The 24,194-nt window shown below is 72.0% G+C and carries 16 protein-coding genes; 6 read left to right on the forward strand and 10 right to left on the reverse strand.

The window, feature by feature from the left end:
- Nucleotides 1-90: 90 nt before the first annotated feature.
- A complete protein-coding gene (locus tag WMF33_RS29130) occupies nucleotides 91-996 on the forward strand; it encodes an AraC family transcriptional regulator (protein WP_437331687.1) in 906 nt (301 codons plus the stop codon).
- 98 nt (nucleotides 997-1,094) lie between these two features.
- Entirely contained in the window at nucleotides 1,095-1,583 is a 489-nt protein-coding gene (locus WMF33_RS29135) for a DUF6223 family protein (protein WP_437331688.1), read from the forward strand.
- A gap of 49 nt (nucleotides 1,584-1,632) precedes the next feature.
- Here WMF33_RS29135 and WMF33_RS29140 read toward each other — a convergent pair whose 3' ends face one another.
- From WMF33_RS29140 to WMF33_RS29150, 3 genes are all read right to left on the reverse strand, one after another.
- Nucleotides 1,633-2,514, reverse strand: coding sequence for a VOC family protein (locus WMF33_RS29140; protein WP_437331689.1), 882 nt, complete (start codon nucleotides 2,512-2,514; stop codon nucleotides 1,633-1,635).
- Between the two features lie 158 nt (nucleotides 2,515-2,672).
- Nucleotides 2,673-3,887, reverse strand: a complete 1,215-nt coding sequence (locus WMF33_RS29145) for a PcfJ domain-containing protein (protein WP_437331690.1) — start codon at nucleotides 3,885-3,887, stop codon at nucleotides 2,673-2,675.
- Between the two features lie 436 nt (nucleotides 3,888-4,323).
- Nucleotides 4,324-4,932 (reverse strand): CGNR zinc finger domain-containing protein, encoded by a 609-nt coding sequence (locus tag WMF33_RS29150; RefSeq protein WP_437331691.1) that lies wholly within the window; start codon nucleotides 4,930-4,932, stop codon nucleotides 4,324-4,326.
- Nucleotides 4,933-4,999: 67 nt separating this feature from the next.
- On the opposite strand from WMF33_RS29150, the gene WMF33_RS29155 reads away from it, so the two are divergent.
- The gene (locus WMF33_RS29155) at nucleotides 5,000-6,184 is read left to right on the forward strand and encodes an alpha/beta fold hydrolase (RefSeq protein WP_437331692.1); all 1,185 of its coding nucleotides are present in this window, start codon (nucleotides 5,000-5,002) and stop codon (nucleotides 6,182-6,184) included.
- Nucleotides 6,185-6,237: 53 nt separating this feature from the next.
- Here WMF33_RS29155 and WMF33_RS29160 read toward each other — a convergent pair whose 3' ends face one another.
- Nucleotides 6,238-7,875: an IgGFc-binding protein gene (locus tag WMF33_RS29160; protein WP_437331693.1), complete on the reverse strand. Its 1,638-nt coding sequence runs from the start codon at nucleotides 7,873-7,875 to the stop codon at nucleotides 6,238-6,240.
- Between the two features lie 232 nt (nucleotides 7,876-8,107).
- Nucleotides 8,108-8,788, reverse strand: coding sequence for a hypothetical protein (locus tag WMF33_RS29165; RefSeq protein WP_437331694.1), 681 nt, complete (start codon nucleotides 8,786-8,788; stop codon nucleotides 8,108-8,110).
- Between the two features lie 50 nt (nucleotides 8,789-8,838).
- Between WMF33_RS29165 and WMF33_RS29170 the strand changes: the two genes are divergently transcribed.
- Complete coding sequence (locus WMF33_RS29170) at nucleotides 8,839-10,599, forward strand: alpha/beta hydrolase family protein (protein WP_437331695.1); 1,761 nt, start codon at nucleotides 8,839-8,841, stop codon at nucleotides 10,597-10,599.
- A 12-nt stretch (nucleotides 10,600-10,611) separates the two neighbouring features.
- Here the strand turns inward: WMF33_RS29170 and WMF33_RS29175 are convergent, their stop codons facing one another.
- The 3 genes from WMF33_RS29175 to WMF33_RS29185 all read right to left on the reverse strand — a co-directional run bounded on the left by WMF33_RS29175 (nucleotide 10,612) and on the right by WMF33_RS29185 (nucleotide 17,450).
- Nucleotides 10,612-11,340 (reverse strand): SGNH/GDSL hydrolase family protein, encoded by a 729-nt coding sequence (locus WMF33_RS29175; RefSeq protein ID WP_437339531.1) that lies wholly within the window; start codon nucleotides 11,338-11,340, stop codon nucleotides 10,612-10,614.
- Between the two features lie 216 nt (nucleotides 11,341-11,556).
- Nucleotides 11,557-12,117 carry a hypothetical protein gene (locus WMF33_RS29180; RefSeq protein WP_437331696.1) on the reverse strand — a complete coding sequence of 187 codons (561 nt, stop codon included), beginning with the start codon at nucleotides 12,115-12,117 and terminating at the stop codon, nucleotides 11,557-11,559.
- 344 nt (nucleotides 12,118-12,461) lie between these two features.
- Entirely contained in the window at nucleotides 12,462-17,450 is a 4,989-nt protein-coding gene (locus WMF33_RS29185) for an SIR2 family protein (protein WP_437331697.1), read from the reverse strand.
- Between the two features lie 250 nt (nucleotides 17,451-17,700).
- On the opposite strand from WMF33_RS29185, the gene leuA reads away from it, so the two are divergent.
- On the forward strand, nucleotides 17,701-19,392 hold the full coding sequence (gene leuA, locus WMF33_RS29190) for a 2-isopropylmalate synthase (protein WP_437331698.1): 1,692 nt from the start codon (nucleotides 17,701-17,703) through the stop codon (nucleotides 19,390-19,392).
- Between the two features lie 112 nt (nucleotides 19,393-19,504).
- Here leuA and WMF33_RS29195 read toward each other — a convergent pair whose 3' ends face one another.
- Entirely contained in the window at nucleotides 19,505-20,533 is a 1,029-nt protein-coding gene (locus tag WMF33_RS29195) for a LamG-like jellyroll fold domain-containing protein (RefSeq protein WP_437331699.1), read from the reverse strand.
- A gap of 112 nt (nucleotides 20,534-20,645) precedes the next feature.
- Here WMF33_RS29195 and WMF33_RS29200 point away from each other — a divergent pair, with 112 nt between their 5' ends.
- The gene (locus WMF33_RS29200) at nucleotides 20,646-22,193 is read left to right on the forward strand and encodes an ATP-binding protein (RefSeq protein ID WP_437331700.1); all 1,548 of its coding nucleotides are present in this window, start codon (nucleotides 20,646-20,648) and stop codon (nucleotides 22,191-22,193) included.
- A gap of 61 nt (nucleotides 22,194-22,254) precedes the next feature.
- On the opposite strand, the gene WMF33_RS29205 is transcribed toward WMF33_RS29200, so the two are convergent.
- The gene (locus WMF33_RS29205) at nucleotides 22,255-24,078 is read right to left on the reverse strand and encodes a hybrid sensor histidine kinase/response regulator (protein ID WP_437331701.1); all 1,824 of its coding nucleotides are present in this window, start codon (nucleotides 24,076-24,078) and stop codon (nucleotides 22,255-22,257) included.
- Nucleotides 24,079-24,194: the final 116 nt, after the last annotated feature.

A 24,194-nucleotide genomic window follows, 5' to 3' on the forward strand; every position in this document is an offset into this window, starting at 1 on the left:
CCCGGCCGCCGACGGTCGACCCGACGTGCGCGCCGGAGCCGAGCGACAGACCGACGCAGGCGAGCGCCGCGCAGCGATGTGGCCGGCGACGTGATCGTCGGCCACAATGTCCTCGTGTTGTATGTCCGCCACGTGCCGGGTCCGCCGCTCTCGGCGCACGTCGCCGAGCTCTGGTACCTTTCGGCTGCGCCGCCCCACGCGGCCGAGCGCATCCTGCCCTCCGGTACCCTCCAGCTGGTCGTCAACCTCGACGAGGACGAGCTTCGCATCTACGACGGCCCCACCCTTCGCCGCCACGCCGGTGCCGCCGTATCGGGCGCGTACCAGGCCTCCTTCGGCGTCGACACACGCGAGCACGCGTCGATGGTCGGGGTCCAGTTCCGCCCCGGCGGCGCGTGGCCGTTCCTCGGCGCGCCGCCCGGCGCGCTGACCGACATGCACGCCGACCTCGCGGACCTGTGGGGGCGGCGGGCGGCGGAGCTCCGCGAGCGCCTGTGCGCGGCGCCGGATCCGCGCGCTCGCTTCGCGCTGCTCGAGCGCGCGTTGCTCGACCGCCTTTCGGCTGCGCGCCCCGGTCATCCCCTGGTGCCGCACGCGATCGCGGCGCTCGAGGGAGGCGAAAGGCGCGTCGCCGACGTCGCGGCCACGCTCGGCATCAGCCACCGCCGCCTCATCGACGTGTTCACCGCCGAGACCGGCCTCGCCCCGAAGGCCTTCGCTCGGATCACACGCTTTCGGCGGGCGCTTTCGCGAGCCGAGAGGGAGCGCGATCCGGACTGGGCCCGGCTCGCTGCCGAGTCGGGGTTCTGCGATCAGTCGCACCTGATCCGCGAGTTCGTGGCCCTCTCCGGCAATTCGCCGACCGCGCTCATCGCCCAGTCCTCCGGCGAGCACGTCAAGCTGCACCACATCGCCATCGCCGCGTTGGCCGCGCCGGATGAGGCGCGCGGAAGGGACCGGCAACGCGCGCGGCCTCGAGGTGCCCTGACCCGGTGACTGTGAAGGATCGGCGGGACGCCGGGACGCACCGCAACGCGACCGGCCACTTCCAATTCGTCCAAGACCGGGTTGCCCGCCGGCGGTAGACGTGGGTCATGACGCAATGCTTGGTCCAAGTTGACACAGAGGTCGGCGATCCTGGGAATCCGCAGACGGACGCACGGCCACGCGAGACCGTCAGGGTGATCGGGGCCCGATCGCGGATCCGAGCCGCCGCCGCGGCAGCCGCCCTGCTCGCGGGGGTCGGGCTTGCCGCACCGGCGGCCGCGCAAGGTGTTATCGGCACCGGCTCCGGGCGAGCCGGGGCCACCGTGGCCGCGGTGGTGGGGCTGATCGGTGTGGTCATCGGCGGGCTGGCTCTGGCCCGCTCCGGCGGTCGCACCGGCAACGGGCGAGACGGGGCCATCGTCGCCCTGGTGCTGGGGCTGATCGGCATCGTCCTCGCCGGGCTGCACCTGGCCACCTCCACCGGTGGTATCGGCACCGGCAACGGGCGAGCCGGGGCCATCGTGGCCCTGGTGCTGGGGCTGATCGGCATGGTCCTCGGTCGGCTGGCGCTGGCTCGATCCAACCGCAGCCGCTGACCGGCTGACCCGGCCGTGGTGCCGGGTCAGTTCCCATGTTGCGGGGCTGCTAACCCGCCGATGCCTCGTGAAGCTCGACCGGGTTGCCGTCCGGATCGTCGATCTGAATCTGCGCGCCCCCCACGCCGCGCTCGATGTCGTTCCGGAAGGGTGTCTCGGCCGCACGGAGTCGATCGATGAGCGCGGCGAGGTCGTCGACGTAGAGGACGACGCGGTTCCAACCGCCGGCGGCCTGAGCGCGGCCGTCGGGCATCGGGCGCGCGCCGGAGCTGCCGGGTCCGCTCAGGAGCAAGCGCAGGTCGCCGCGCGAGACCGCCGCGAACTCCGTGCCGGACTGCATGTCGAGCGCGAAGCCGAGCCGCTCGGTGTAGAAGAGAACCGCGCGATCGACGTCCGTGACCTGATAGCGGACGACTGCCGAGGTGGCATTGGGACCTCCCGCGGTCGAGGCCGATTCCGCCGATGCCTCGTGGAGCTCGACCGGGTTGCCGTCCGGATCTTCGATCTGGATCTGCGCGCCCCCCACGCCGCGTTCGATGTCGTTTCGGAAGGGTGTCCCTGCCGCACGGAGTCGATCGATGAGCGCGGCGAAGTCGCCGACATAGAGGACGACCCGGTTCCAACCGCCGGCGACCTGAGCGCGGCCGTCGGGCATCGGACGCGCGCCGGAGCTGCCGGGTCCGCTCAGGAGCAAGCGCAGGTCGCCGCGCGAGACCGCCGCGAACTCCGTGCCGGACTGCATGTCGAGCGCGAAGCCGAGCCGCTCGGTGTAGAAGAGAACGGCGCGATCGACGTCCGTGACTTGGTAGCGGACGACGGCCAAGGTGGCATTGGGGCCCCCCGTGTCCGGGGTCGGTTCCGTGGTTTGGGACATGCAGCCTCCGAGGGAGAAGATGACCAGGATGAGGATGATCTTGCGGATGATCTTCATGCGCCGAGTCTGTCGTCCGCGCGCGCCGCCGTATTGGACAAATTGGAAACCGTGGGTGGACCTTCGGCAACCCTCGCGAGAACAGCCATGGGAGCGTGAGCGGCGGCGGCACCTGGGTCCGCGACGACCGACGCGCGGCGAGCGCCCCGCCGCGCGCCTCAGGCGTGGCTGGCGACGGCGAGGCGCTCGCGCTCCGCCCACATGCCGATGATCCGCCGCGGATGCCCGTCGGCGCGGCGGTTCGCGAACCCTCGTATCTGAACGATGGCCCGCGCGCGCGGATCGACCTCGATCGTGAAGCGCCGCGCCGGCGCCGCCTCCCCGGCCTGACGGCGCAACGACCAGATGCTCGAGACGCCGCGCACGCAGCGATCCTCGTAGCTCGCGACGCAGTGCCGGAGCGCGCGCCCCTCGGCCACGAGCTCGCCGCTGCTCAGGAGCTCCGCGATCCACCACTCGGTCGGCCCCTCCTCGGCCTCCGGCCTCGGCGGCTCGGCGTAGCGGAAGCCTTGCAGCGTGGACGCCGGCCAGGTCCGGCCGGTGCCGCGGCGAACCGCGAGCTCGGCGTGCCAGGCGTCGACGATGCGCAGGAGCGACTGAGGGGTCCGCCCGACCAGCGAGAACTCGGGATCCGGGGGCCCCTTGATCGAGAGCCCCGCGTCGGTCGCGATCTCGGTCGGGCGGACGCACCGCGCGTAGAGGAAGTCGATGATGGTCGTGACGCGGATCGGGCCGAGGGTGTCCCAGTACCGAGCAAAGAAGCGCAAGGCCTGGCGCCAGAGGTCCCCGTGGCCGAGATCGGCGGCGAGGTCCGTCGTCAGGATGGTGTCGACGAGCTCCGGCGGGCCGTCGAGGGCGAGGATCTCCGCGCGCCGCATCGCCGCCTGCAGCGAGAGGTGCGGCGGCGAGGTCAGGAGGATGTGCTCCATGCGGCGGGTCATCCGCACCGGCAGCCCGGCGATCTCGCGGAACGGCCGGCCGTTCGCGTGCTCGATGAACCAGCGCTGCGGCTCCGGATCGTCGGCGAGCCACACGGAGACGAAGCCGCGCGGGACGGCGTAGCGGCCGACGACGTGCTGCGCGAGCGCGTGGATCAGCTCGTTCACGCCGGCGTCGCCGCCCGCCCAGGTGGCCGCCGAGGCGACGTGCGCCGCGTGGTGGCGCGCGAGGTTCTTGAGCGCCCGGACGGCCGCGGCGCGCGACGCAGCGTCGCGGCCGGCGCTCAGCAGCGTCGAGCGCTCGCGGGCGTGGCCGAGCAAAGAGGCGAAGGCGGAGCGCGCTTCGAGGTCGCCCGCGAGCTCCGAAAAGGCGCCACGGACGGCCCGATCGAGCTCGCGCCGGGCATGGCGATGGAAGCTGATGGTGTTCGACACAAGCCGTTCTCCTCGCGTGGACCGGGACGTCGGCCACGCCGTGCGGATGGGGAGGCGCCGAACGACGAGGGCCCTGCAGTGGGCCGCTCGCCGGACACCGGCGCCCGTTCAGCACGCACACGCACGCCGCGCGAGGCCGCGCTCGCCCGGGGGCGAGGGGCAGCTCACACGGCGTGTCGCTCAGGAGAAACGGAAGAAGCGCACACGGGCACTATGCTGGACGCACGCGCGAGGGTCAAGCTGGCTCCGCCGCCAAGGCGACTCCACGCGTTCGAGCGCCGTTCACAAGAACGCTTCGAACGCCGTTCACAAGAACGCTTCGAAACATGCTCCACGGCGGGCCGCCGTGCGGCGTGCGCGCGTCGTTTCCTCGTGACGAGTCGCCTCGGGCTGCCGTGGCCGCCGTGCTTGCCAGCGCCCCGAGTTCGACACGCCGTTAACCGCCCCGATGCCGATGGTAGTGAGCGGCCACCTTCATCCGGTTGCCGCACAGCTCCATGCTGCACCAGCGCCGGGCGTGGTTCCTCGACGTGTCGTGGAAATAGAGGACGCAATCCGGGTTCCCGCAGCGCTTCACGAGCTCCGGATCGACATCGCACAGGAGCCCCGCGGCCGCCTCGGCGATGGGGCCGAGGAGCTGCGCCGGCTCGTCGATCCGCGCATGGCCCCGGCGCGCGAACCCGGCGCGCGCCCGCACGACCTCCGTGGTCCCCGCGTCGAGGCGCAGGGCCTGGTTGAGCACGTCGAGCGCGCCCGCTGCCGCCGCTCCGCGCTCGCGCGGCCGCTCGATCAGCGCGCGCAGCGCCGCCCGGAGCCGATGCGCCTGCCCGACGGCGCTCGCCCCCTCGCTCGACCCCTCCCAGCGATCGAGGACGCCCGCCGCGGTCGGGCCATCGAGGAACCCCGCCTCCCTGGACCAGTCGACGAGGCCGCGCAGATCGGGGAGCAGCTCCACCCGGCCGCCGCGCTGCACCGGCTCGGTGTTGAGGAAGTCGAGCGCCCGATGATGGCCGACCCAGAGGAAACGCGACGCGCCGCTAACCATCGATCACCCACTTGACTGGTTAGCACACCGGCCGCATAACCGTCAAAAGTTTGAGACGGAGGTTAGCATGAGCCGCGAGGAGAACGTGGATGTGGAGCCTGGGCGATCGGCGGCGCGAGGTCGGGAGGTCGAGCCGGCGAGATCCGTGGACATGCCCGCCGCGAACAGCGCGGCCGGTCCCACGGAGGCCGCGGCGGGGCGGCGCTCCGGGCTCGCGCGGCTCGGCCGGGCCGTGGGCGGGCTGGCCTCCGCTGCCCTCGTCGCCGCGCTCGTGGGCTGCGCCGGGCCGTCGCTCGCGCCGAGCCGCCACGCCGCCGCCCCGGCCGACGCGCCGGCAGGCGACCGGACCCCAGCGGCAGCGCCCGAGGCGGTCTGGCCGGAGAAGACGTTTTACCGAACGGTCGAGGTGCGAGGCCGCAAGATCTTCTACCGCGAAGCCGGGCGCCCCGACCGCCCCGCGCTGCTCCTGCTCCACGGCTTCCCGTCGTCGTCCCACGAATACCGAGAGCTGCTCTCCCTTCTCTCGGGCCGATACCGCGTCGTGGCGCCGGACTACCTGGGATCGGGCTACAGCGAAGGCCCCTCACCCTCCGAGGTCACGTACACGTTCGACCTCCTCGCGGAGCACATCGCCGGCTTCACCGAGGCGCTCGGGCTCACGCGGTACGTGATCTACATGCACGACTTCGGCGGGCCGGTCGGGCTCCGTGTCGCGCTCGCCCACCCCGAGCGGCTGCGCGGGCTCATCGTGCAGAACGCCAACGCGTACGTCGAAGGCCTGTCCGAGGCGCTGCGGGTGGGCATTCGGCACGCCCACGAGGACCGGTCCCCGGCCAGCGCCGCTGCGGTCGCCCAGCTCGTCAGCGCCGAGGGGGTCAAGCAGGAGCAATATCTCCGGCATGTGCCGGTGGCGCACCGCGATCGCGTGAGCCCCGACGCCTGGACCCACGACCTCGCGTTCCTGGCCACCCCGGAGGAGCGCGCGATCCAGGTCCAGCTCATCCAGGACTACCAGACGAACGTCGATCGCTATCCGTCGTGGCAGGCGTTCCTGCGCGCCCGGAAGCCGCCGACCCTCATCGTGTGGGGGCGCAACGACGCGGATTTCATCAGCGCCGGCGCGAAGGCGTATCTCCGGGACCTCCCCGACGCGGAGCTCCACTGGCTCGACGCGGGGCACTTCGCCGTGGAGGAGCGGCCGGTCGAGATCGCCCAGCACATCACGCGCTTCATGGAGCGGCTCCCCCGCTGAGCCCGAGCGGCATCGGGCCGCCCGCTCCGGGAATGAATCCAGGCAACGCGGAGCTACCGCGGGACCGGCGGGGCCACGACGTCGTTGATGCTCTCGACGTTGCCGCCGGCGGGATAGCCGTACGAGGCGTAGAAGTCCGTTCCCCAGACGGTGACGCCGAAGGCGCCCGCGCTGCGCGCCTCGTGCAGGCTCGTCTCGCACGCGGGGCTCGCGCCCACGAAGCCGCGGCTCAGATCGACGTGCGCCACCTCGAACGCGCCCGCGGCCCCGACCCGGCGCCACCCGGTCACCGGACCGAGACAGCTCAGCTCCACGTCCGCGAAGCCGTTCGGGCCCTTGACGCGGGTGATCACCAGGCTCGTCGTGGCGTAGGTCGGATCGGTGAAGAACACGTACCGCTCGAGGAACTGCTCGGGCGGCAGCTGGATGACCCACTCCTCGTCCCCGAGCATGCACGGGGAGCCGGCGATCGGGATCTCCGCCACGCAGCCGGGGCGCGTCCAGGCGGGGGCGCCGGGCATGTATTGCGTGAGCATGAAGGGGTGATCGCCGTCCTGCGACCGCACCGAGAACAGCGAGGTCGCCTCGAACTCGGCGACCTCGCCCGCCGCCAGGGCGGCCGGCGCGCCCGGAGGCGCCGCCGGATCCCACGAGAGCGCCGTGCCGTCGGCCACGCCGAGCAGGCGGTAGACGACGCTCTCCGGCTCCTGCGAGGCCAGCCGCGAGACCACGCCGGCGCCGACGTACTCGCTGCCGAGGGCGCTGACCGGCGCGATCTGCTGGTGGGCGGCGTCCTGACCGCCGCCGGCCGGGGAGGTGTCGGTGGCCACCTGCAGGTAGGTGTTGCCGGTCCACACGCCGATGGGCTTGCTCGACTGGAGGACGGCGCCGCTCGGGTCGGCGCCCATCCATTGCACCACGTCGCCGGCGCCGAGCGTCACCTGCGTGGCGGCGTTCGCCGGCGCGCCCGGGGCCCCGCCGCCGCCGGGGAGCCTCGACGGGGGCACGAGATCCACCGTGGTGTCGTCCTCGGCGGCGACGATCATCAACCACGACTTGCCGAGGCCGCGAGCGTGCGGCGCCAGGGCGACGTAGTTCTTGCCCCACGTGCTGCGCGGGAACAGGAGCGAGGCGCTGGGGAGGAAGCTCTTCGCCCCGCCGTACGGCAGGATGTCGTACGCCGACACGGGCGTGTCCGACGCGACCTGGAACGCGGCGCCGGTGCCGCTGTCGTGCACCGCGACGTCGGCGAGGACGGCCGGAGCCCGCGGGCACTCGAGCGACCCGAAGGAGCTCGCCGCACCCGGCCGGTGCGACAGGAACAGCACCGCCACCTCGCCCGGCGGGATGCCGCTTTCGGGCAAGCGCGTGTACGTGGTGCTCGGTCCGATGCCGCTCGGGAGGTAGGTGAACGCGCTCGCGTCGAGCGCCTCGCCGCCGAAGGCGACGCGGATCCTGGCGTGGCGGGGCCAGGTGTTCGCGAGGAAGACCGCATGGCACGCGCCGCTGTAAACGGAGGCGTCGAGCTCGTTCTGGAAGAACGGCGGCGACGGCGCGAGGTAATCGCACCCGATGGAGCCGCCCGCCTTCTCCGCGGCCTCGCACGCGGGGACGCACTGCCCCTGGAAACACCCCAGCTCGGGCGGGCACACCGCGACGACGTTTCCCTCGGCGTCCACGACGTCTCTCATGTCCGCGGAGCATCCGCTCCCGGTCCCGCCGCCGGTGACGTCGCCGAAATTCAGGTCGCCCCCGGCCCCCGAGCCGGCGTCACCCGTCCCGGCCGACCACCTCGGTGGGCCGAGGGGTGGGTCCGCCGTCGGGGTGCAAGCAGCGGCGGCGAGGGACGAGGCCAATCCTGCCCAACGAAGATAAGTGGAGAAGAACCTCACCTCCCGAAGTCATCGTGTCGCCGGAGACCTGTCAAGCGCGGTCCGGGCGCGGGCGCGTGGAGCGCCCCGCAGCGACGCGAACTCCCTCGGCAAATCCTTGGTCGCGCGCCCCGGCGAAGCAACAAGCCGACGGCGCGGCGAGCGGCTCGACGAGGCGGCGACCGGGAGCGCGCCGTTTTCCCTGCAAATCGACAGCATATCTGCAACGCAGGTGCGCCTTCGGCGGCTGGACGTGCCGGTCCGTCCGCGTCCCATGGCGTTCCAGGGCGCAGGCGAGCGTGCCCGGCGCGTCGGGCAGCGGACGGGCCGCCAGCGGCAGCGCGCCGGCGGCGGGTCGGGCCGCGGTTCGGATCGACGAGGTCTTCGACGGGGATTCTCCACCTACGCATGGCCCTCCTCCGGGTGACGGGGTCGAGAGCCGCGTTGACTTCCCTCGCGCTGCCATGAGCGCTTCGAGCGCGTCAATGGCCGGAGCATCGAAGCAGCGTCCATCCCGATAGGGAGGTTCGAGACTGGGCGCGATACCCCCGCACGACCGGATCAACAGCGGATCGGCCGCGAGGGCTTCAAGCTCAAAATTGTGAAGCTCGCCCACGACGAACAGATTCGACCGGAGGCGGAGCTGGATGCCCATGACGTAGACCGTCCCGTCGTCGGCCTTGAGATGGTTGAAGAGCTCGTGGGGCACGCGGTCGATGCCCGGCTTGTACAACTTTCACGCTTTGCTCACCTCTGTGTCGCCGGGAGGCGACCGGTACCTACTTGCCGCGCCAAACGTCGAGCACAAGAGGCTCGATGATGGGTTCGCGAATACGGAAAGCGTTGGGCCTCGGGCTCCTCGCGGCGCTTCTCGCCCTGGGCGCACACCTCGTCGGGCGGCGCGTAGGAGCCGGAGCCGGTTCCGTAGTCACGGTGACGTATGCCTGGATGCAGTGGCTGGGGCCTCAGGGGCCGAACGTCAGCGTCGACCTCTACGCGCCGCCGCTGGCGGGCAAGCGCGGCCCGCTGGTCGTCTTCTTGCAGGGGAACGAGCCCTCGCAGCCCGACGAGCGACTCGCCTTCGCCGCGAATGTCGGCGACGCCCTGCAGCGAAAGGGGGTCGCCGTCGCCGCCGTCTCGTTCAACATCCACACGGGCTACACGCTGCGCGCGTGCGCGGCGGACGTCGCCCGGGTCTTGCAAGAGGTGACCGGCGCGCGCAACCCGACGCGCCTGGTCCTCGTCGGTCGCGGCCTCGGCGCGTGGATGGCGTCCATCCTCGCGCTCGATCGGCGGCTCCTCGAGGGGGCCGGCATGGATCCCGAACGCGTCGACGGTGTCATCGTCTTGCGTGGCACCTACGACCTCGGCGGGGCGGTGCTCGAGGGGGACCCCGACGCGACGTTCTTCGCGGGCTCGGTCGAAGATCTCAGGGAGTCCTCGCCCATCACGTACGCGCGGTCCGACGCGCCACCGTTCTTGATGCTGTTCGGCGAGGAGGACGACGTCGGCTGGGCGCGTAAGGCTCGCCCCTTCGCGCGCGCGCTCCTGAATGCGGGCGCGCGCGACATCGACTACTTCATCGTGCCCATGCGCGACGCGCACAGCATCTTGGACTGGGGCGGGAGGGGAAACCCGGTTGGCGATCTGGTGCTCACCTTCATCACCTCGAGCCTCGACGAGCTCTCCATCGACGACCCCTTCGGCGTGCTCCACCGCTGGGGTGCACGGCCGCCGCTCGACGCGTCGGAGTTCCGCAAGGATCCTCGGGCCATCGCCACCTACCCGGTCGACGACGCGCTGCGGGAGACGATGATGGTTCTCCTCGGCGAGGCGGGCCTCGAGCGCTCCCCCTTGCCCGGCAAGACCTATCAGGCCATCGATCTGCTCGGCTACCTGGCCCAGCGGCCGAGGTCCGAGGTCGGCGAAGGGGACTGGCTGGTGGTCTCGAACCTCCGGGGCGAGCAACTGTACTTCCCGCGCGAGGTGCTGGAGAGGACTCAGCCGGTCATCGTGGTCGGGCTCGACGACGAGGACAATCTCTACCGCCTCGTCGACTTCTACCGGATGAAGCGCGCCTACTCGTGGATCAAGAGCGACGAGCGATTGCCGATGATGATCCGGCCGCTCGGCGCGTTCCTGCACTTCCGGATGCCGCTGCCGGCGGACCTGCGGAGCGGGACGCTCGCGGCATTCGGGCTCGACGCGGCGAGCTTTCACTGGGTAAGAGACGATCCGCTCGCGCCGTTGCGCTCGCTCACCGGCGGACTGCGCGAGGCGCTGCTCGGCGAACAAGGGTGCATCACGTGCCACGAACTCCGTGGCGTCGGCGCACGGTCGCACCACGCGCTGGCGCTCAACGGCGAGCCGCACGGAGCGTTTGCGCTGCCGTTCGAAGACTATCCGAGCGACGTGCTGCGGCGCTTCTTGTTCGAGCAGGACGCGGTGGCAGAGAGCTTCGGGGTCATGCCGCTCCGGGTGGATAAGGCCGTCGCCGTGCAGCTCCTCGACCTGGTGAACCGCGAGAAGAACGGGAAGCGGTAGCGGCCCGCGACCTCAGGGCTCCACGTGTTCGTAGAGCGCCGCCGCCCACTCGGCGTGCGCGCGCGCCGAGGGGTGCAGGCCGTCGCTGGCGAGCATGTTCGCCTCCGCCTGCTTGTGCATGAGCGGATACAGGTCGACGTAACGCGCGCCGGCGGCGCGCGCCTCGTCGCGCAGGATGGTGTTGAAGGCGACGATGTCCGCGCCGATCTGCCGCGGATCTCCGAACGAAGCGGCGACCGGAGAGAGCGACCAATCCGGCTGCGGGAGCGCCACGATCCGACTCGGCGCGACGCCAGCATCCATGATCGCTCGGAAGAGCACCCGCAGCTGCGATCGGTACACGTCCGCGCTCCAGCCATGCAGGTAGTCGTTGGCGCCCACCGCGAGCGTCACCAGCGTGGGGCGAAATGGCGCCACCTCCGGGAGCTCCTGCTCTTTCACGTCTTCGGTGGTGTAGCCGTTGACCGCCACGTTCTTGAGCGTCACCCGGCGGCCGTCCGCGCGCCAAAGCGAGGCGAGACGCGAGGGGAACGCGTCGTCCGGCTGGTTCCCGGTCCCTGCCGTGAATGAGTCGCCGAGCGCCAGATAGCGGATCTCCTCGCCCCCGCGCGTCTGTGCGGCATCCTCGCTGGCACCGGCGGGCGCGCTCCGTTGACAGCCACCGAGCAGAGGCAAGACGAGCAGGAGAATCCCGCCGAGCAGGAGCGAGACGAGCAGGAGAAATGAGCGGATCGAGCGCATCACGAAGGATAGCATTCGATCGCCGAGCTGGGTCTCCTTCGAGTCGCTCCTCGCGGGCTGACCATGGGCTCCGCCGAGAGTCATGATGCCGTGGACGACTCGTCGATTCACGACGCGCCATCGATCCGAACCTGGCTGCGACGTCACCCGCGGTTTCACGCACACGTTGCCCCGGCTTACTCGTCCTGGTCAAACCTGGTCGACGGACCGGGCGGCTCAGAAGCGACCGACGAGCCCGAGGCCGGCGCTGCTCGGACCGAACGCCATGGGCGCCGGGAGCACGATGGGCTTGCTGACGTCGTCGCGGACCAGCACCGTTTTCGGCACGAAGAGGCCAGGCAAGAGCAAGGCGGCGCCCGTGATCTGGACGAGCCCGTCGAGGACGAGGGCCATGGTCTCGAGGTCGTCCTGCTGGGTCGTGGCCAGGGTGAGGAACGGGCCCGCGCACGGCACGAACAGCGCCGCATAACCCGAGGAGCCGCGGTAGACCGCGTCGCCGCCGCCGATCGCGGTGAACAGGTAGACGGTCCCGAAGACGATCGCGCCGCTGATCACGAGCCCCTTGCGGACGCGCGTCTCCGGGTGATAGCCGGGCGGCACCGGCTCCCCCTCCCTCCAGGGGAGCACCTTCGGGCCCGCTGCCGGAGCGGCGGGGCCGCCGTAGAAGCCGGGCGGCGGAAGCGCCTGCGGCGCAGGCGGGGGCTGCTCCTGCGAGAGCGGCGGAGCGGGCGGCGAGGCGTCGTCGGCCCATGCCTGTCCGGAGCCGGAGACGGCCATGGTCGTCCCGGCCGCGACAGCCAGCGACCATCGTTCAAGCGACCGCCGATTCGAACCTTCCGCCCGTCCTCGCGCGCGCTCTCGCATGCTCCATCCCCTCGTGCCTGGAGTGCCCGACTGGCGATCGTACACGAGGAGGGGCCGACCGCGGCCTCAACATTCGCGCGGACGTCCGCGTCGCGCGGGGCACGCCAGAGCGCAGGTGTGCGCTCCCACGTACACGCGCCGTCCATGTCGTGGGAACGGCAAGCACCGGCAGAACGCGCTGCTCGACGCTTCGTGGTAGCCGCCGTGCTCCGCCGAGGAACACATGAGCCGACGCGAGCCCAAGAACGCGCAGCACCTCACGAGTCGCCCGGATTCGTGAACGAGCCGCTCATGTCGGTGGGGAGTGTGTTATCGCTGTCGGAGAAGAAATCGCCGCTCGCCGGACCATAGAACGGCTCGCCCTCGTGGAGGCGCTCGAGAGAGAGCCAATAAGGATCGAGCTCGCCGGGTTCGAACCGGCAGAGCCCGATCGCGTACCAGAACGCGCGCCCCGTGTCGCCGCCGAGCTTGTAGCGCCCGTCGCCCGTGAACGCGACCCAGCCCTCCGGCATGCACAGGAGGACAACGAGGCACGCCCCCGTCGCCACGTCCCAGAGCCGCACCGTGGAGTCGGCCGATCCGGAGACGAGAATGCGCCCATCCGCGCTGAAGGCGACGCTGGTGACGCCGCTCTGATGTCCTTTGAGGACACGGCGGCAGGCGCCCGTCGCCGGATCCCATAGCCGCACCGTGCAGTCGCCCGAGCCGGAGGCGAGCAGCGCGCCGTCGGGGCTGAAGGCCACGCTCATGACCCAGCCATGATGCTGCGCGATGACGAGCAAACAAGCCCCGCTCGACGCATCCCACAGCCGGACGGTCGAGTCGAAAGAGCCGGACGCGAGCGTCGCTCCGTCAGGGCTCCATGCGACGCTGCGGACCAGGTTGGTGTGCTCCGCGAGCACGTGCCGTACAGCGGCGGTCGCGACGTCCCATAACCGAATGGTCGCGTCGCTCGATCCGGAGGCGAGCGTCGCGCCGTCGCGGCTGAAGGCCACGCTCCAGATCTCGGCCTTGTGGCCCTTGAACGTCAGCCGGCGCTCCCCGGTGACTGTGTCCCACAGCCAGAGGTCCGATCCCTGCCAGCCGGTGGCGAGCGTCGCTCCATCTGGACTGAAGGCCATGCTCAAGGCGATGCTGCCGCCGCCCTGGAGGGTAAGCCGCGCGGCGCCCGTAGCGACGTCCCACAGCCGGACCGTGGCGGCCTCGGAGCGCGAGGCGAGCGTCGCGCCGTCCGGGCTGAAGGCGAGGCTCCAGAGGCGCGTGGGCACCTCGATCCGGCGACGGACCGTGCCGGCCACCGGGTCGAACAGCCAGATACCTGACGCCTGCGAGCCCGCAGCGAGCGTCTCCCCCGCAGGGTCGAGCGCGACACACCAGACGACGTCCGAGAGGCTCTTCAACGTGAGCCGGCTCGCGCCGGTGGAGGCATCCCACAGCCGGATCGTCCCGTCGCGGGACGTGGAGGCGAGCGTCGCGCCGTCGACGCTCCACGCCGCGCCCGCGACGAGCCCCCCGTGGCCCCGCAGCACGAGCCGAGCCGCGCCGGTGGAGACGTCCCACAACCGGACCGTCGAGTCGTACGAGCCAGAGGCGAGCGTCGTTCCGTCCGGCCGCCATGCGAGCGTCACGACCCAACTCCGATGATCCCTGAGGACAAGCCGGACAGCCCCGGTCGCAGCATCCCAGAGCCGGATGGTCGAGTCGTACGCGCCCGAGGCGAGCGTCGCGCCGTCGGGGCTCCACGCGACGCTCTGCACGCGGCGCTGGTGACCGGCGAGGACGCCCCGAGCGGCGCCGCTCACGGCATCCCAGAGCCGGACCGAGCCGTCTTCGTGGGCGGAGGCGAGGGTCGTCCCGTCCGGGCTCCACGCGACGTCCGACACCGCGCCCGGACGACAATCGATGACGCGCCGGGCGCCGCCGCTGGCCGTATCCCAGAGCCGGAGGGTCGCGTCTTCCGAGCCCGAGGCGAGCATCGAGCCATCGGGGCTGAACGCGACGCTGGTCACCGTGCCCCAGTGATCCCGGAGCACGCGCCGGACAGTGCCGCTCGCGATGTCCCACAGACGAACCGTGGCGTCGCCGGAGCCCGAGGCGAGCGTCCTGCTGTCCGCGCTCCACGCCAGGCTGTGGACGTTCCCCTCATGGCTGACCAGGACCACCCGCACGACGCCGGTCGCGAGGTCCCAGATCCGGACCGTGCCGTTGGCGTGACCCGAAGCGAGGAACTCGCCGTCTGGGCTGAAGGCCACGGCATGGCCGTCGGAGGCCGGCGCGATCATCGGCTCGACGTGCTCCGGCTCCGGCATGGCAGCGCCGGTCGTGAGGCAGCCGTCCAGCGCGCCCGGGCTGATCTCGGCACCGACGAGCTCCGCGGCGCGCAGGCGCGCGCCCGCGAGCGAGGCGTCGCGGAGCTCGGCGCCGAGGAGGCGAGCGAACGAGAGCTCGGCGCTCCGGAGGTTCGCTCCCCCGAGGCGCGCGCGCGAGAGGTCCGCCCTGAGGAGCACCGCGCGCTCGAGCGACGCGCCCCGCAGATCGGCCTCGACCAGCCGCGCGCCGGTCAGGTCGGCGCCGGTGAGGTCAGCGCCCCGCAGGTCCTGCCGCGATAGATCGCGCCCCCTGAGGTCGTGACCGGCCAGGTTCACCCCCACGCGCGCCTCGACCCCGAGCCGCTTGAGGACGAGCAGCGCGTTCTTCTTCGCGGCCTCGTTCGAGCCCGAGGCGAGCGCCGCCCGGGCCCACCTCACCGCCGCGTCCGCGCCGGCCTGCGCCGCGAAGAAGTCGGCCATCAGCTCCGACATTTCGCGCACGCCGAGCGGCGTGGGCTCACCCCCGGCCGCGACCTCTTCCGCCGCGCGCCGCGCGACGAGCCACTCCGGCACCGATTGATGGATAAACGAAAAGCTCCCCTCCTCGTCCCGGACGAGCAGCGTCCCCGCGCCGATCTCGTGCGCGACGACGCCGGGATCCAGCTTGCTCTTCGCGAGCTCCTGCGCAGCCGCCAGGATCTCGGAGGGCAGCGCGCTCACGTCCGCCGCGCGCTCGCCCCGCTGCCAGAGCTGCACGGCGAGCTCGGTGACGGCCCTCGACCGCTGCTCCAGCGTGAGGCCGACCTGCGCGCCCCTCGGGTGCGCCCGCTCGTCCTCCTTGCGCAGCCACTGGTCGAGCAGCAGCCGGTAGAGCTCCGCCGACGTGACCTCCCCCTCGCTGGCCCCGGCCTCCTTCAGCTTGCCCTCGTCGATGCCCGCGATGAAGCCCAGCATGCGCGGGTTCCGCGAGAGCCCGAGCAGGTCCTTCACCCCGCCGAGCAGCGAGAAGCGCCGCTCCGCGACGGCCTCGCCGCCGAGGCGGTTCAGGAGGAAGCGGCGGATCTGGTCCTCGGTGAACGGCGAGAGCTTCGCGATCCGGTAGCCGGGGATCGAGCCCGCGCGCCGGGCGAGCGCCGTCTCGACGCGCCGGTCCGACAGGAAGTGCTGGGTGCGGCTCGTGACGACGACCTTCGCGTTCCCGCTCGCCGCCTGGAGGAGCGTGTCGAAGTGCTCCTCGGCCCGGTCGAAGCTCACGCGCAGCGCGAGCTCGTCGAAGCCGTCGAACAGGAGCGCGATCCGCCCCTCGGAGAGCATGTAGAGGAACGACTCCATCTGGAACCGCTCGAACCGCGCCCTCGCGAAATGCTGCGCCAGGAGCTCCTCGAGCGTGCGGCCCTTCTCGAGCGAGCGCATCTCGACGAGCACCGGCACGACCGGTCCGCCCGCGCCCCCCATGCGCCGCGCGAGTTCGTGGAGCAGGAACGTCTTGCCGGTGCCGAAGTCGCCCAGGATGACGATGAAGCGACCGCGCGGCGAATCCAGCCACTCCGAGACCGTCGAGAGCGCGTCCCCCTCCTCGGCCTCGTCGATCCCCACCTTGAAGGTGAGGCGCTGATCGACGTAGAGCGAGGGCGGATAGACCGGATCGCTCGCGAGCCGCTGCGTCTGCCGCTCGAGGTAGTGCGTGAAGTCGAGCAGCCCCTGATACTCGATGAAGCTCTCCACGCTGACCCGGGCCCGCTCCGCCGCGCGGACGAGCGCCTCCGGCGCGCTGCTGCCGCGGTAGACGAGCGTGGAGATCAGCCCCGGGTCGTCCCGCCGGTACGGCGCGTCGACGCGCTCCAGAAAGGCCTTCAGGATCTCGTCGGTCACCCGCTGCTCGATGGCGGCGACAGGGTAGGTCCGCACGATGCGCCCGCGGCGCGCCGACACGCGCAGGAGCGCGCCGAAGGGCGCGGGCGCAGGCAGCCGCTCGATCGTCGCGTCCTCCGGCTCCTTCAGACGACAGACGCGCTCCACGCGCGCGAGGAAGTCGCTATGCTCGATGCCGCGGGCGCCGATCGCCGCGGCCGTGCTGTCGCCTTCGCCCTGGGCGACCCAGCGCAAGATCGCGGGCACGCGGGCGTGCGCGCCGTCCGGGTTCTCGTAGGGAATGACCCTGATCCCCGCGGCCTCGAGCTTGCGCCGCCTGAACGGCGTCAGGGCGTCGTTCACGAGGAGCGCGAAGTGCGGCGGAGGCTGCTCGCCGGCCAGGGCGCGGACCTCGCCGAGCGCCTGATCGAGGTTGTCGTCGGCGAAGCCGAAGCCGACGAAGAGGATCGGGCACGCGTGAAAGAGCGCCCTCACGGCGGACTGGAGGCCCGGCGAAGCGAAGATCGCCCGGTCGTACTGCTCGCGGGTGAACACCCATGTGTCGCGCTCGCGGAGCGCGCCGTGGAGCTTGAGGATGTACCTGCGGCGCGACGCGATGTCGGCCGGGGCGCGCGCGAGGACGTCCCACTCCCCTTCGAACGCCCGGTCGAGGAGGCGATCGAGGCTCGTCGTGAGCACGGCCCGCAGCCTGGGCCTCATCGAGGCGATGACGCGCGCGACCTCGGGCACGTCGCGGCCGCCGTCGTCGAGGGCCTGCTCGACGGCGGCGCAGAACTCCGGCGCTCCGAGCGCGAGCTTCACCGCCGAGAGCGCCTCGATGTACTGGCGCTTCTGCGCGAGCTCCTCGATCTCGGCGAGGACGCCCGCCCCTGCCCCGCGCGCCGTGAGGCGCTCCGTCATCTGCTCGGTGAGGCTCCGCCAGTCGGGGAGCCCGACCGCGGCCGAGACGCCGGCCCCGACGAACACGACGAGCTGCCCGCTCTCGTAGGCCTTGCGAAGGTCGTGGAGCGCCGGATCGATTGTCTCGTCGTGCTCACGATTCCCTGGCTCCGGAAGCATCGTCATCGAGGCCACCACCATCGCCCGCGCCGAGCCGCTGGACAAGCAAGACGATGTTCGCTAGATTGCTCCGCGATGTCTGTCCTGCCCGCGCGCGCCCTTCGCCCCTGCCTAGGCCTACGGCCTCGGGGGCTCTGCGCGCGCTGCTGACGACGTCCATCTTCGCAGCTCGGCCCCCGTCGGTTCCTTGTCCCGGTGGGGGTCCTCGCATCGTCGTCGCGACGACTCCCATCTTCAGCTTTCAGGGAGTCCTGTCATGTCCACGATGCCCGTCCACAAGTACAAGCCGTTTCAGCCCATCCACCTGCCCGATCGGCGCTGGCCCAGCCGTGTGATCGAGAGCGCGCCGCGCTGGTGCAGCGTGGACCTGCGCGACGGCAACCAGGCCCTCGTCGAGCCCATGGGCCACGAGCGCAAGCTCCGCATGTGGCACGAGCTCCTGCGGATGGGGTTCAAGGAGATCGAGGTCGGCTTCCCCAGCGCGTCGCAGCCCGACTTCGACTTCGTGCGCCGGATCATCGACGAGCGGCTGATCCCGGACGACGTGACCATCCAGGTGCTGACGCAGGCGCGCGCCGAGCTGATCGAGCGGACCTTCGAGGCGATCCGCGGGGCCCGGCGCGCCGTCGTGCACCTCTACAACTCCACGTCGACGCTCCAGCGACGGGTGGTGTTCGGCCTGGACCGCGCGGGCATCGTCGACATCGCCGTGCGCGGGGCGAGGCTCGTGAAGGAGCTCGCGGCGCGCATGCCCGAGACCGAGGTCGTGCTCGAGTACTCGCCCGAGAGCTTCACGGGCACAGAGCTCGACTTCGCCAAGGAGATCTGCGAGGCCGTGATGGACGTGTGGCAGCCCAGCCCGTCACGGAAGATCATCCTGAACCTGCCGGCCACCGTGGAGATGGCCACGCCCAACGTCTACGCGGATCAGATCGAGTGGATGCACCGGAACCTGAAGCAGCGCGACGCTATCGTGCTGAGCGTTCACCCGCACAACGACCGCGGCACCGCGGTGGCCGCGGCGGAGCTCGCCGTCATGGCGGGCGCCGACCGCGTCGAGGGCACGCTGTTCGGGAACGGCGAGCGCACCGGGAACGTCGATCTCGTCACGCTGGCGCTCAACCTGTTCTCCCAGGGGGTCGATCCGGAGCTCGAGATCCACGACGTCCAGGCGATCAAGGAGACGGCAGAGCACTGCAACCGGCTGCCGGTGCACCCGCGCCACCCCTACGTCGGAGAGCTCGTGTACACCGCCTTCTCGGGCTCGCACCAGGACGCGATCAAGAAGGGGTTCAAGGCGCTGCGCGAGGGCGGGGGCGCGACGTGGGAGGTGCCGTATCTCCCCATCGATCCGCAGGACGTGGGGCGCAGCTACGAGGCGGTGATCCGCGTGAACAGCCAGTCGGGCAAGAGCGGCGTGGCCTACCTGCTCGAGCGCGAGTACGGCTATGCGGTGCCGAAGGATCTCGCGATCGAGCTGAGCCAGGCGGTGCAGCGCAGGGCGGAGCGGACCGAGGGCGAGGTGCAAAAGGCCGAGATCCTCGCGATCTTCGAGCGCGAGTACGTGAACCGCGGCGGGCCGCTCCGGGTCGTCGGGCACAGGACGAGCGGCCAGGGCGCGGGGGAACGACACGAGTTCCAGGTGCAGATACGCGGGGTCCCCCACGCGATGAGCGCCGCCGGCCAGAGCCCCGCCCACGCCTTCGCGAGCGCGCTCTCGCGTCACGCGGGGATCGCGATCGCGGTGGAGGAGCACGCGGCGCACGCGTTCGCGCGGGGCGCAGGCGCCGAGTCCGCGGCGTACGTGGCCCTCTCGATCGGGCGCAAGCGCAGCTTCGGGGCGGGGACGCACCCGGACGCCGTCATGGCGTCGCTCGCGGCGGTCGCCTCCGCGTGGAACCGCGCGCGGCCGGCGGAGCCGGCGCGGCTCGCGCTCTCGGCCGAGTGAGCGGGCGCGGCCGGCGCCTCTTCGTGAGGCGGAGCGCGCCGGGCCTTCGCGCTCCGCCGATCGAGCGGGCGAGGTCCCCTGCCGGACACGAGGCGAGCCGCCCCATCGCCGGTCACGGCGCCAGGCGGTCGTCGCTGTGGAGCAGCGCGGCGGCGTGGCGCTCGATCTCCGCCGCCGTCAGCGCCCTGGCGTAGAGCGCCGCGTAATACAGGGCGCCCGAGAAGGTGCGCCCGCCGAGCTCGCGGTTGCCGAGGACGAGGTGGCGCCCGTCGGGGAAATCGAGCGTCGCGCCCAGCGGGGGGACGCTCACGTGCATCCCGCAATAGCCGCCGACCGAATTGCGCCGCCGGGCCGGCACCCCGTTGATGTAGAGCCGGACCCGATCCGCCGCGGGCTCCTGGACGGTCGAATCGAACACGCCGTGCATCACCGCGCGCTCCGGGAGCTCTGCCTCCCAGGCGCCGCCGCAAAAGTCGCCGTTCCACCAGAGCACGATCTGGCCGGGCGTCTCCGATCGGAGCGTGAGGCGGCCGCCCTCCGCGTCCACGCCGATATGCACGATGCGCGAGCCCCCCTCGACCACCTCCGCGATGCGGAGCACGGCCTCGATCGTGCCGGCGGTGGTCCCTTGCAGCGCGCTCTGGATCTTGGTGCCGTCGATCAGGGCGGAAGCACGGCCGTCGCCGCCGGCCGCTGTCCAGGAGAGCCCGCGGTGCGCCGCGCCGTCGACGGCGAAGCTCATCTCCGGCCCGTACGTCAGCGCGAGCGGCATCGGCGCCGCTGCGGCGTCCTCGACCTGCGCGGGCGCGCTCCCGGTCGCCGCCTCGTCGAGGAAATACCGCACGACGAGGCCGTCGTCGGCGAGGCAGGACGCGTCGAGCGCGCAATCGAGCCCTCCGGCACCTCCGCCGGCCGAGCCGCCCTCCCCGCCGCCAGCCGCCGCGCCGGCGCCAGCGGCTCCCCCGCCCGCCGCGCCGCCCCCGCCGCTGCCCGCGCCCGAGCCGGCGCGAGCGCCGCCGCCGTCTGCGCTGCTCCCGCCGCCGCCGGCGCCCGAGGCCGAGCCGGGGAGTTCGCCGAGCCGCAGCTCGGGGGCGCACGCTACGATGAACGGGAGCAAGGCAATCCGAAGGCGCGCCCTCATGTGCGCCGCATCCTAACGCCACGCGCACACCAGGAGGAAGGCGGCGCCCCGGGAACAGCCACGGCCCCGGCCTGGCTTGACCGCCGGCGCCCTCCGGCCGAAAGCTTCGCCCGTGACGCGCTCCTTCAACACGGCCGGCCCCAACGATCCCGCCGACCACTACACCCTGCCCGTGATGGCTCGCCTGCCGGACGTGCGGAGGCTGATCCAGAAGAAGCGCTATTTCGTCCTGCACGCGCCGCGGCAGGTCGGCAAGACGACGACCCTGCTCAGCCTGGGGCGTGAGCTGACGGCCGAGGGCCGGTACGTGTCGATCCTGCTCCCGATGGAGCAGGGCGCCCCCTTCCCCGACGATCTCGGCGCCGCGGAGCTGGCCATCCTCGAGTCGTGGCGCGGGTGGACGGCCGCATGGCTCCCGCCGGAGCTCCAGCCGCCGCCATGGCCGGACGCGCCCGCCGGCAGCCGCCTCAGCGCAGCGCTGCGCGCCTGGGCCGAGACGGCGCCCCGGCCGCTCGTCGTCTTCCTCGACGAGATCGACGCCCTCCAGGACAACGCGCTCATCTCGGCCCTGCGGCAGATCCGCGCCGGGTACCCCACGCGCCCGGGGCATTTCCCCTGGTCGCTGGCGCTTATCGGCCTGCGCGACGTGCGCGACTACAAGGTCGCGTCCGGCAGCGCCGGGCGCCTGGGCACGGCGAGCCCGTTCAACATCAAGGCCGAGTCGCTCACGATGCGCAACTTCACGAGGGGCGAGGTGGCGGAGCTCTACGGCCAGCACACCCGCGAGACAGGCCAGGTGTTCCTCCCCGAGGCGGTGGACCGCGCCTTCTACCTGACGCAGGGCCAGCCCTGGCTCGTCAACGCGCTGGCCCAGCAGCTCACCGAGGTGCTGGTACAGGATCCGGCGCAGCCGATCACGGCCGATCACGTCGAGCAGGCCAAGGAGATCCTGATTCGACGGCAGGATACGCATCTCGACAGCCTCATGGACCGGCTGCAGGAGCCCCGGGTGCGCGCGATCGTCGAGCCGATGCTCGCTGGCGGCACGCCCGGCAACGTGCCGGAGGACGACCGCAGTTTCGTCGTGGATCTCGGCCTGTTGCGCCGCTCCGAGCTCGGGGGGCTCACCGTGGCAAACCCGATCTACCGGGAGATCATCGTGCGGGCCCTCGCCGGCGGGACGCGCGACGCCTTGCCGCAGATACCGGCCACATGGCTCACGCCCGACGGTCGCCTCGACAGAGAGGCTCTCCTGCGCGCGTTCCTCGATTTCTGGCGGCAGCACGGGGAACCCCTGCTCGCGACGGCGCCGTATCACGAGATCGCACCGCACCTCGTCCTCATGGCCTTCCTGCACCGGGTCGTGAACGGGGGCTCCATCGAGCGCGAATACGCCGTCGGACGCGGGCGGATGGACCTCTGTGTGCGGTATCGGGGCGAGACGCTGGCCATCGAGATCAAGGTGTGGCGACCGGCGGAGCCGGACCCCCTCAAGGAAGGCCTGGTCCAGATCGACGGCTACCTGGCCGGCCTCGGTCTCACGACCGGCTGGCTCTTGATCTTCGATCGAAGGCCGGACGCGCCGCCGCTCGCGCAGCGCCTCTCGGCCGCGCCGGCGATGACGCCGGGAGGGCGGCAGATCACCGTCGTCCGAGCCTGAGCCAGCGCACGCGCGCGCGCCGCCGCCCCGGGCCGCCGCGCCTCGCCGGCAGCGCGCCCGCTCACGCCGACTCGGGCAAAGGCGCGAGCTCGGCGAGGAGCCGCTCCAGCATGGCCTGGGCCACCGGCTTCGTCAGGTGCGCGTCGAACCCCGCCGCGCGGGCGAGCTTCCGATCGTCGTCCTGGCCATAGCCGGTGAGCGCGACCAGGAGCGTCTTTCTCATCGCGCTCTCGGCGCGCAGGAGCCGCGCCACGCCATAGCCGTTCATCGCCCCAGGGAGGCCGATATCGCAGAGGATCACGTCCGGCGGCGCCATGCGCGCGGCGGCCACGCCGTCGTCGCCGCTGTGCGCCACGGAGACGGCGTGGCCGCGGCGCTCGAGCAGCATGCGCAGGCTGTCGGCCGCGTCGACGTTGTCCTCGATGATCAGGATGCGCCGCGCGCTCGCGCTCGCGCTCGCCGCCGCGCGCCGCGCGTCCGCCGCGCGCGGGGCCGCCGCGCCCAGCGGCAGCGTGATCGTGATCGCCGCGCCACGGCCGAGGCCAGCGCTCGCGGCGCGCACGCTGCCGCCGTGCAGCTCGACCACGCCCTTGACCAGCGCGAGCCCGAGCCCGAGGCCCCCGCGGCTGCGGGCGAGGCTCTGGTCGGCCTGGGCGAACGGCTCGAAGATCCGCTCCAGGACAGCCGGTTCCATGCCGATGCCGGTGTCCGCGACCTCGACGGAGACGACCCCGCGCGCGGGATGGGACGGCGCGATCGAGAGCCGGACGGAGCCGCCGTCGTCCGTGAACTTGTTCGCGTTCTGGAGCAGGTTGCCGATCGCCTGGGCGAGCCGGGTCGGGTCGGCCTGCAGCCATACCGGCGCGGGCGGCAGCGCGAGCTCGAAGCGCACGCCGCGCGCGTCGAGCAGCGATCGATAATCGAGCGCCGTGGCGCGGGCGAGCTCGACAAGATCGACGCGCTCGATGGACAGCGTGATCTTGCCCCGAGAGATGCGGGAGATGTCGAGCAGATCGTCGACCAGCCGGGACATGTGCCCGATCTGACGATCCATGATGGTGCGCGCGCGCTCGACGATCGGCGTCGGCGGGCCCGCCGCCTTGATCAGCTCGACGGCGTTCAAGAGGGGCGCGAGCGGGTTGCGCAGCTCGTGGGCGAGCATCGCCAGGAAATCGTCCTTGCGCCGATCCGCCTCCCGGAGCGCCTCCTGGGTCTGCCGGAGCTCGGCCACGAGGGCCGTGAGCTCCCGCTCGCGCACGCGCAGCGCCTCCTCGGACGCCCGGCGGTGCGCGATCTCCTGCTCGGCGACCTCGTGCCAGCGCACCCGCTCGACCGCGAGCGCGCATTGCTGGGCAATGGAGAGGACAAATGCGTAATCGTCGTCGTCGAACGCGCGCGCGGCCGGAAAGCAGAACCCGAGCGAGCCGACCGTCCTCGACTCGAGGACGAGCGGGAACGCGGCCACGGCGCCCCCGTGCTCCACGCCGTGGACGCGGGCGAGGACCGGATAGCGCGCGTTCCGCTCCTCGCGCGTGGGCACGATGATGGGCGCGCCCGTGCGCGCCGCCTCGGCGACCGGCACGGGAGAATCGACCGGAACCTCGGCCCAGGCCTCCTCGGTGTCGACAGGGACGCCCTTGAAGCCGAGGTTGCGGAGCGAGGCGCCGTCGGCGGACAGGATCGCGACGACGCCCACCTCGGCGTCGAGCGCGGGCATGCCTTGATCGATGATGGTGCTCGCGATCTCGGTCAGGGTGCGGGCCCCCGCGAGCGCCGCGGTGATGCGCTGCAAGCGCAGGAGCCGCTCCACCACTCGCTCGTGGCGGCGCGAGGCGGACTCGGAGACGGACCCTGCGGAGGTGGGCTGCCCATCGAAGGATTGCATGGAGGCTCCGGGCGCCGACGAGCGTAGCGCAGGCCGGACCGCAAGCACGCCGCTCCGATCGGCGCCGCGCATGAAAAAGGATCCGCGGCGCGCCGCCCCCGGCGACGCAGGCGGCG

The sequence above is a fragment of the Sorangium sp. So ce394 genome, from assembly GCF_051474665.1.
GTDB lineage: Bacteria > Myxococcota_A > Polyangia > Polyangiales > Polyangiaceae > Sorangium > Sorangium cellulosum_D.

Coding starts and splice junctions, on each gene's coding strand:
- WMF33_RS29135 (WP_437331688.1), top strand. CDS start 1,095: ATGACGCAATGCTTGGTCCAAGTTGACACAGAGGTCGGCGATCCTGGG.
- WMF33_RS29140 (WP_437331689.1), bottom strand. CDS start 2,514: ATGAAGATCATCCGCAAGATCATCCTCATCCTGGTCATCTTCTCCCTC.
- WMF33_RS29150 (WP_437331691.1), bottom strand. CDS start 4,932: ATGGTTAGCGGCGCGTCGCGTTTCCTCTGGGTCGGCCATCATCGGGCG.
- WMF33_RS29155 (WP_437331692.1), top strand. CDS start 5,000: ATGAGCCGCGAGGAGAACGTGGATGTGGAGCCTGGGCGATCGGCGGCG.
- WMF33_RS29160 (WP_437331693.1), bottom strand. CDS start 7,875: ATGAGAGACGTCGTGGACGCCGAGGGAAACGTCGTCGCGGTGTGCCCG.
- WMF33_RS29175 (WP_437339531.1), bottom strand. CDS start 11,340: ATGCGCTCGATCCGCTCATTTCTCCTGCTCGTCTCGCTCCTGCTCGGC.
- WMF33_RS29180 (WP_437331696.1), bottom strand. CDS start 12,117: ATGGCCGTCTCCGGCTCCGGACAGGCATGGGCCGACGACGCCTCGCCG.
- WMF33_RS29185 (WP_437331697.1), bottom strand. CDS start 17,450: ATGACGATGCTTCCGGAGCCAGGGAATCGTGAGCACGACGAGACAATC.
- leuA (WP_437331698.1), top strand. CDS start 17,701: ATGTCCACGATGCCCGTCCACAAGTACAAGCCGTTTCAGCCCATCCAC.
- WMF33_RS29195 (WP_437331699.1), bottom strand. CDS start 20,533: ATGAGGGCGCGCCTTCGGATTGCCTTGCTCCCGTTCATCGTAGCGTGC.
- WMF33_RS29205 (WP_437331701.1), bottom strand. CDS start 24,078: ATGCAATCCTTCGATGGGCAGCCCACCTCCGCAGGGTCCGTCTCCGAG.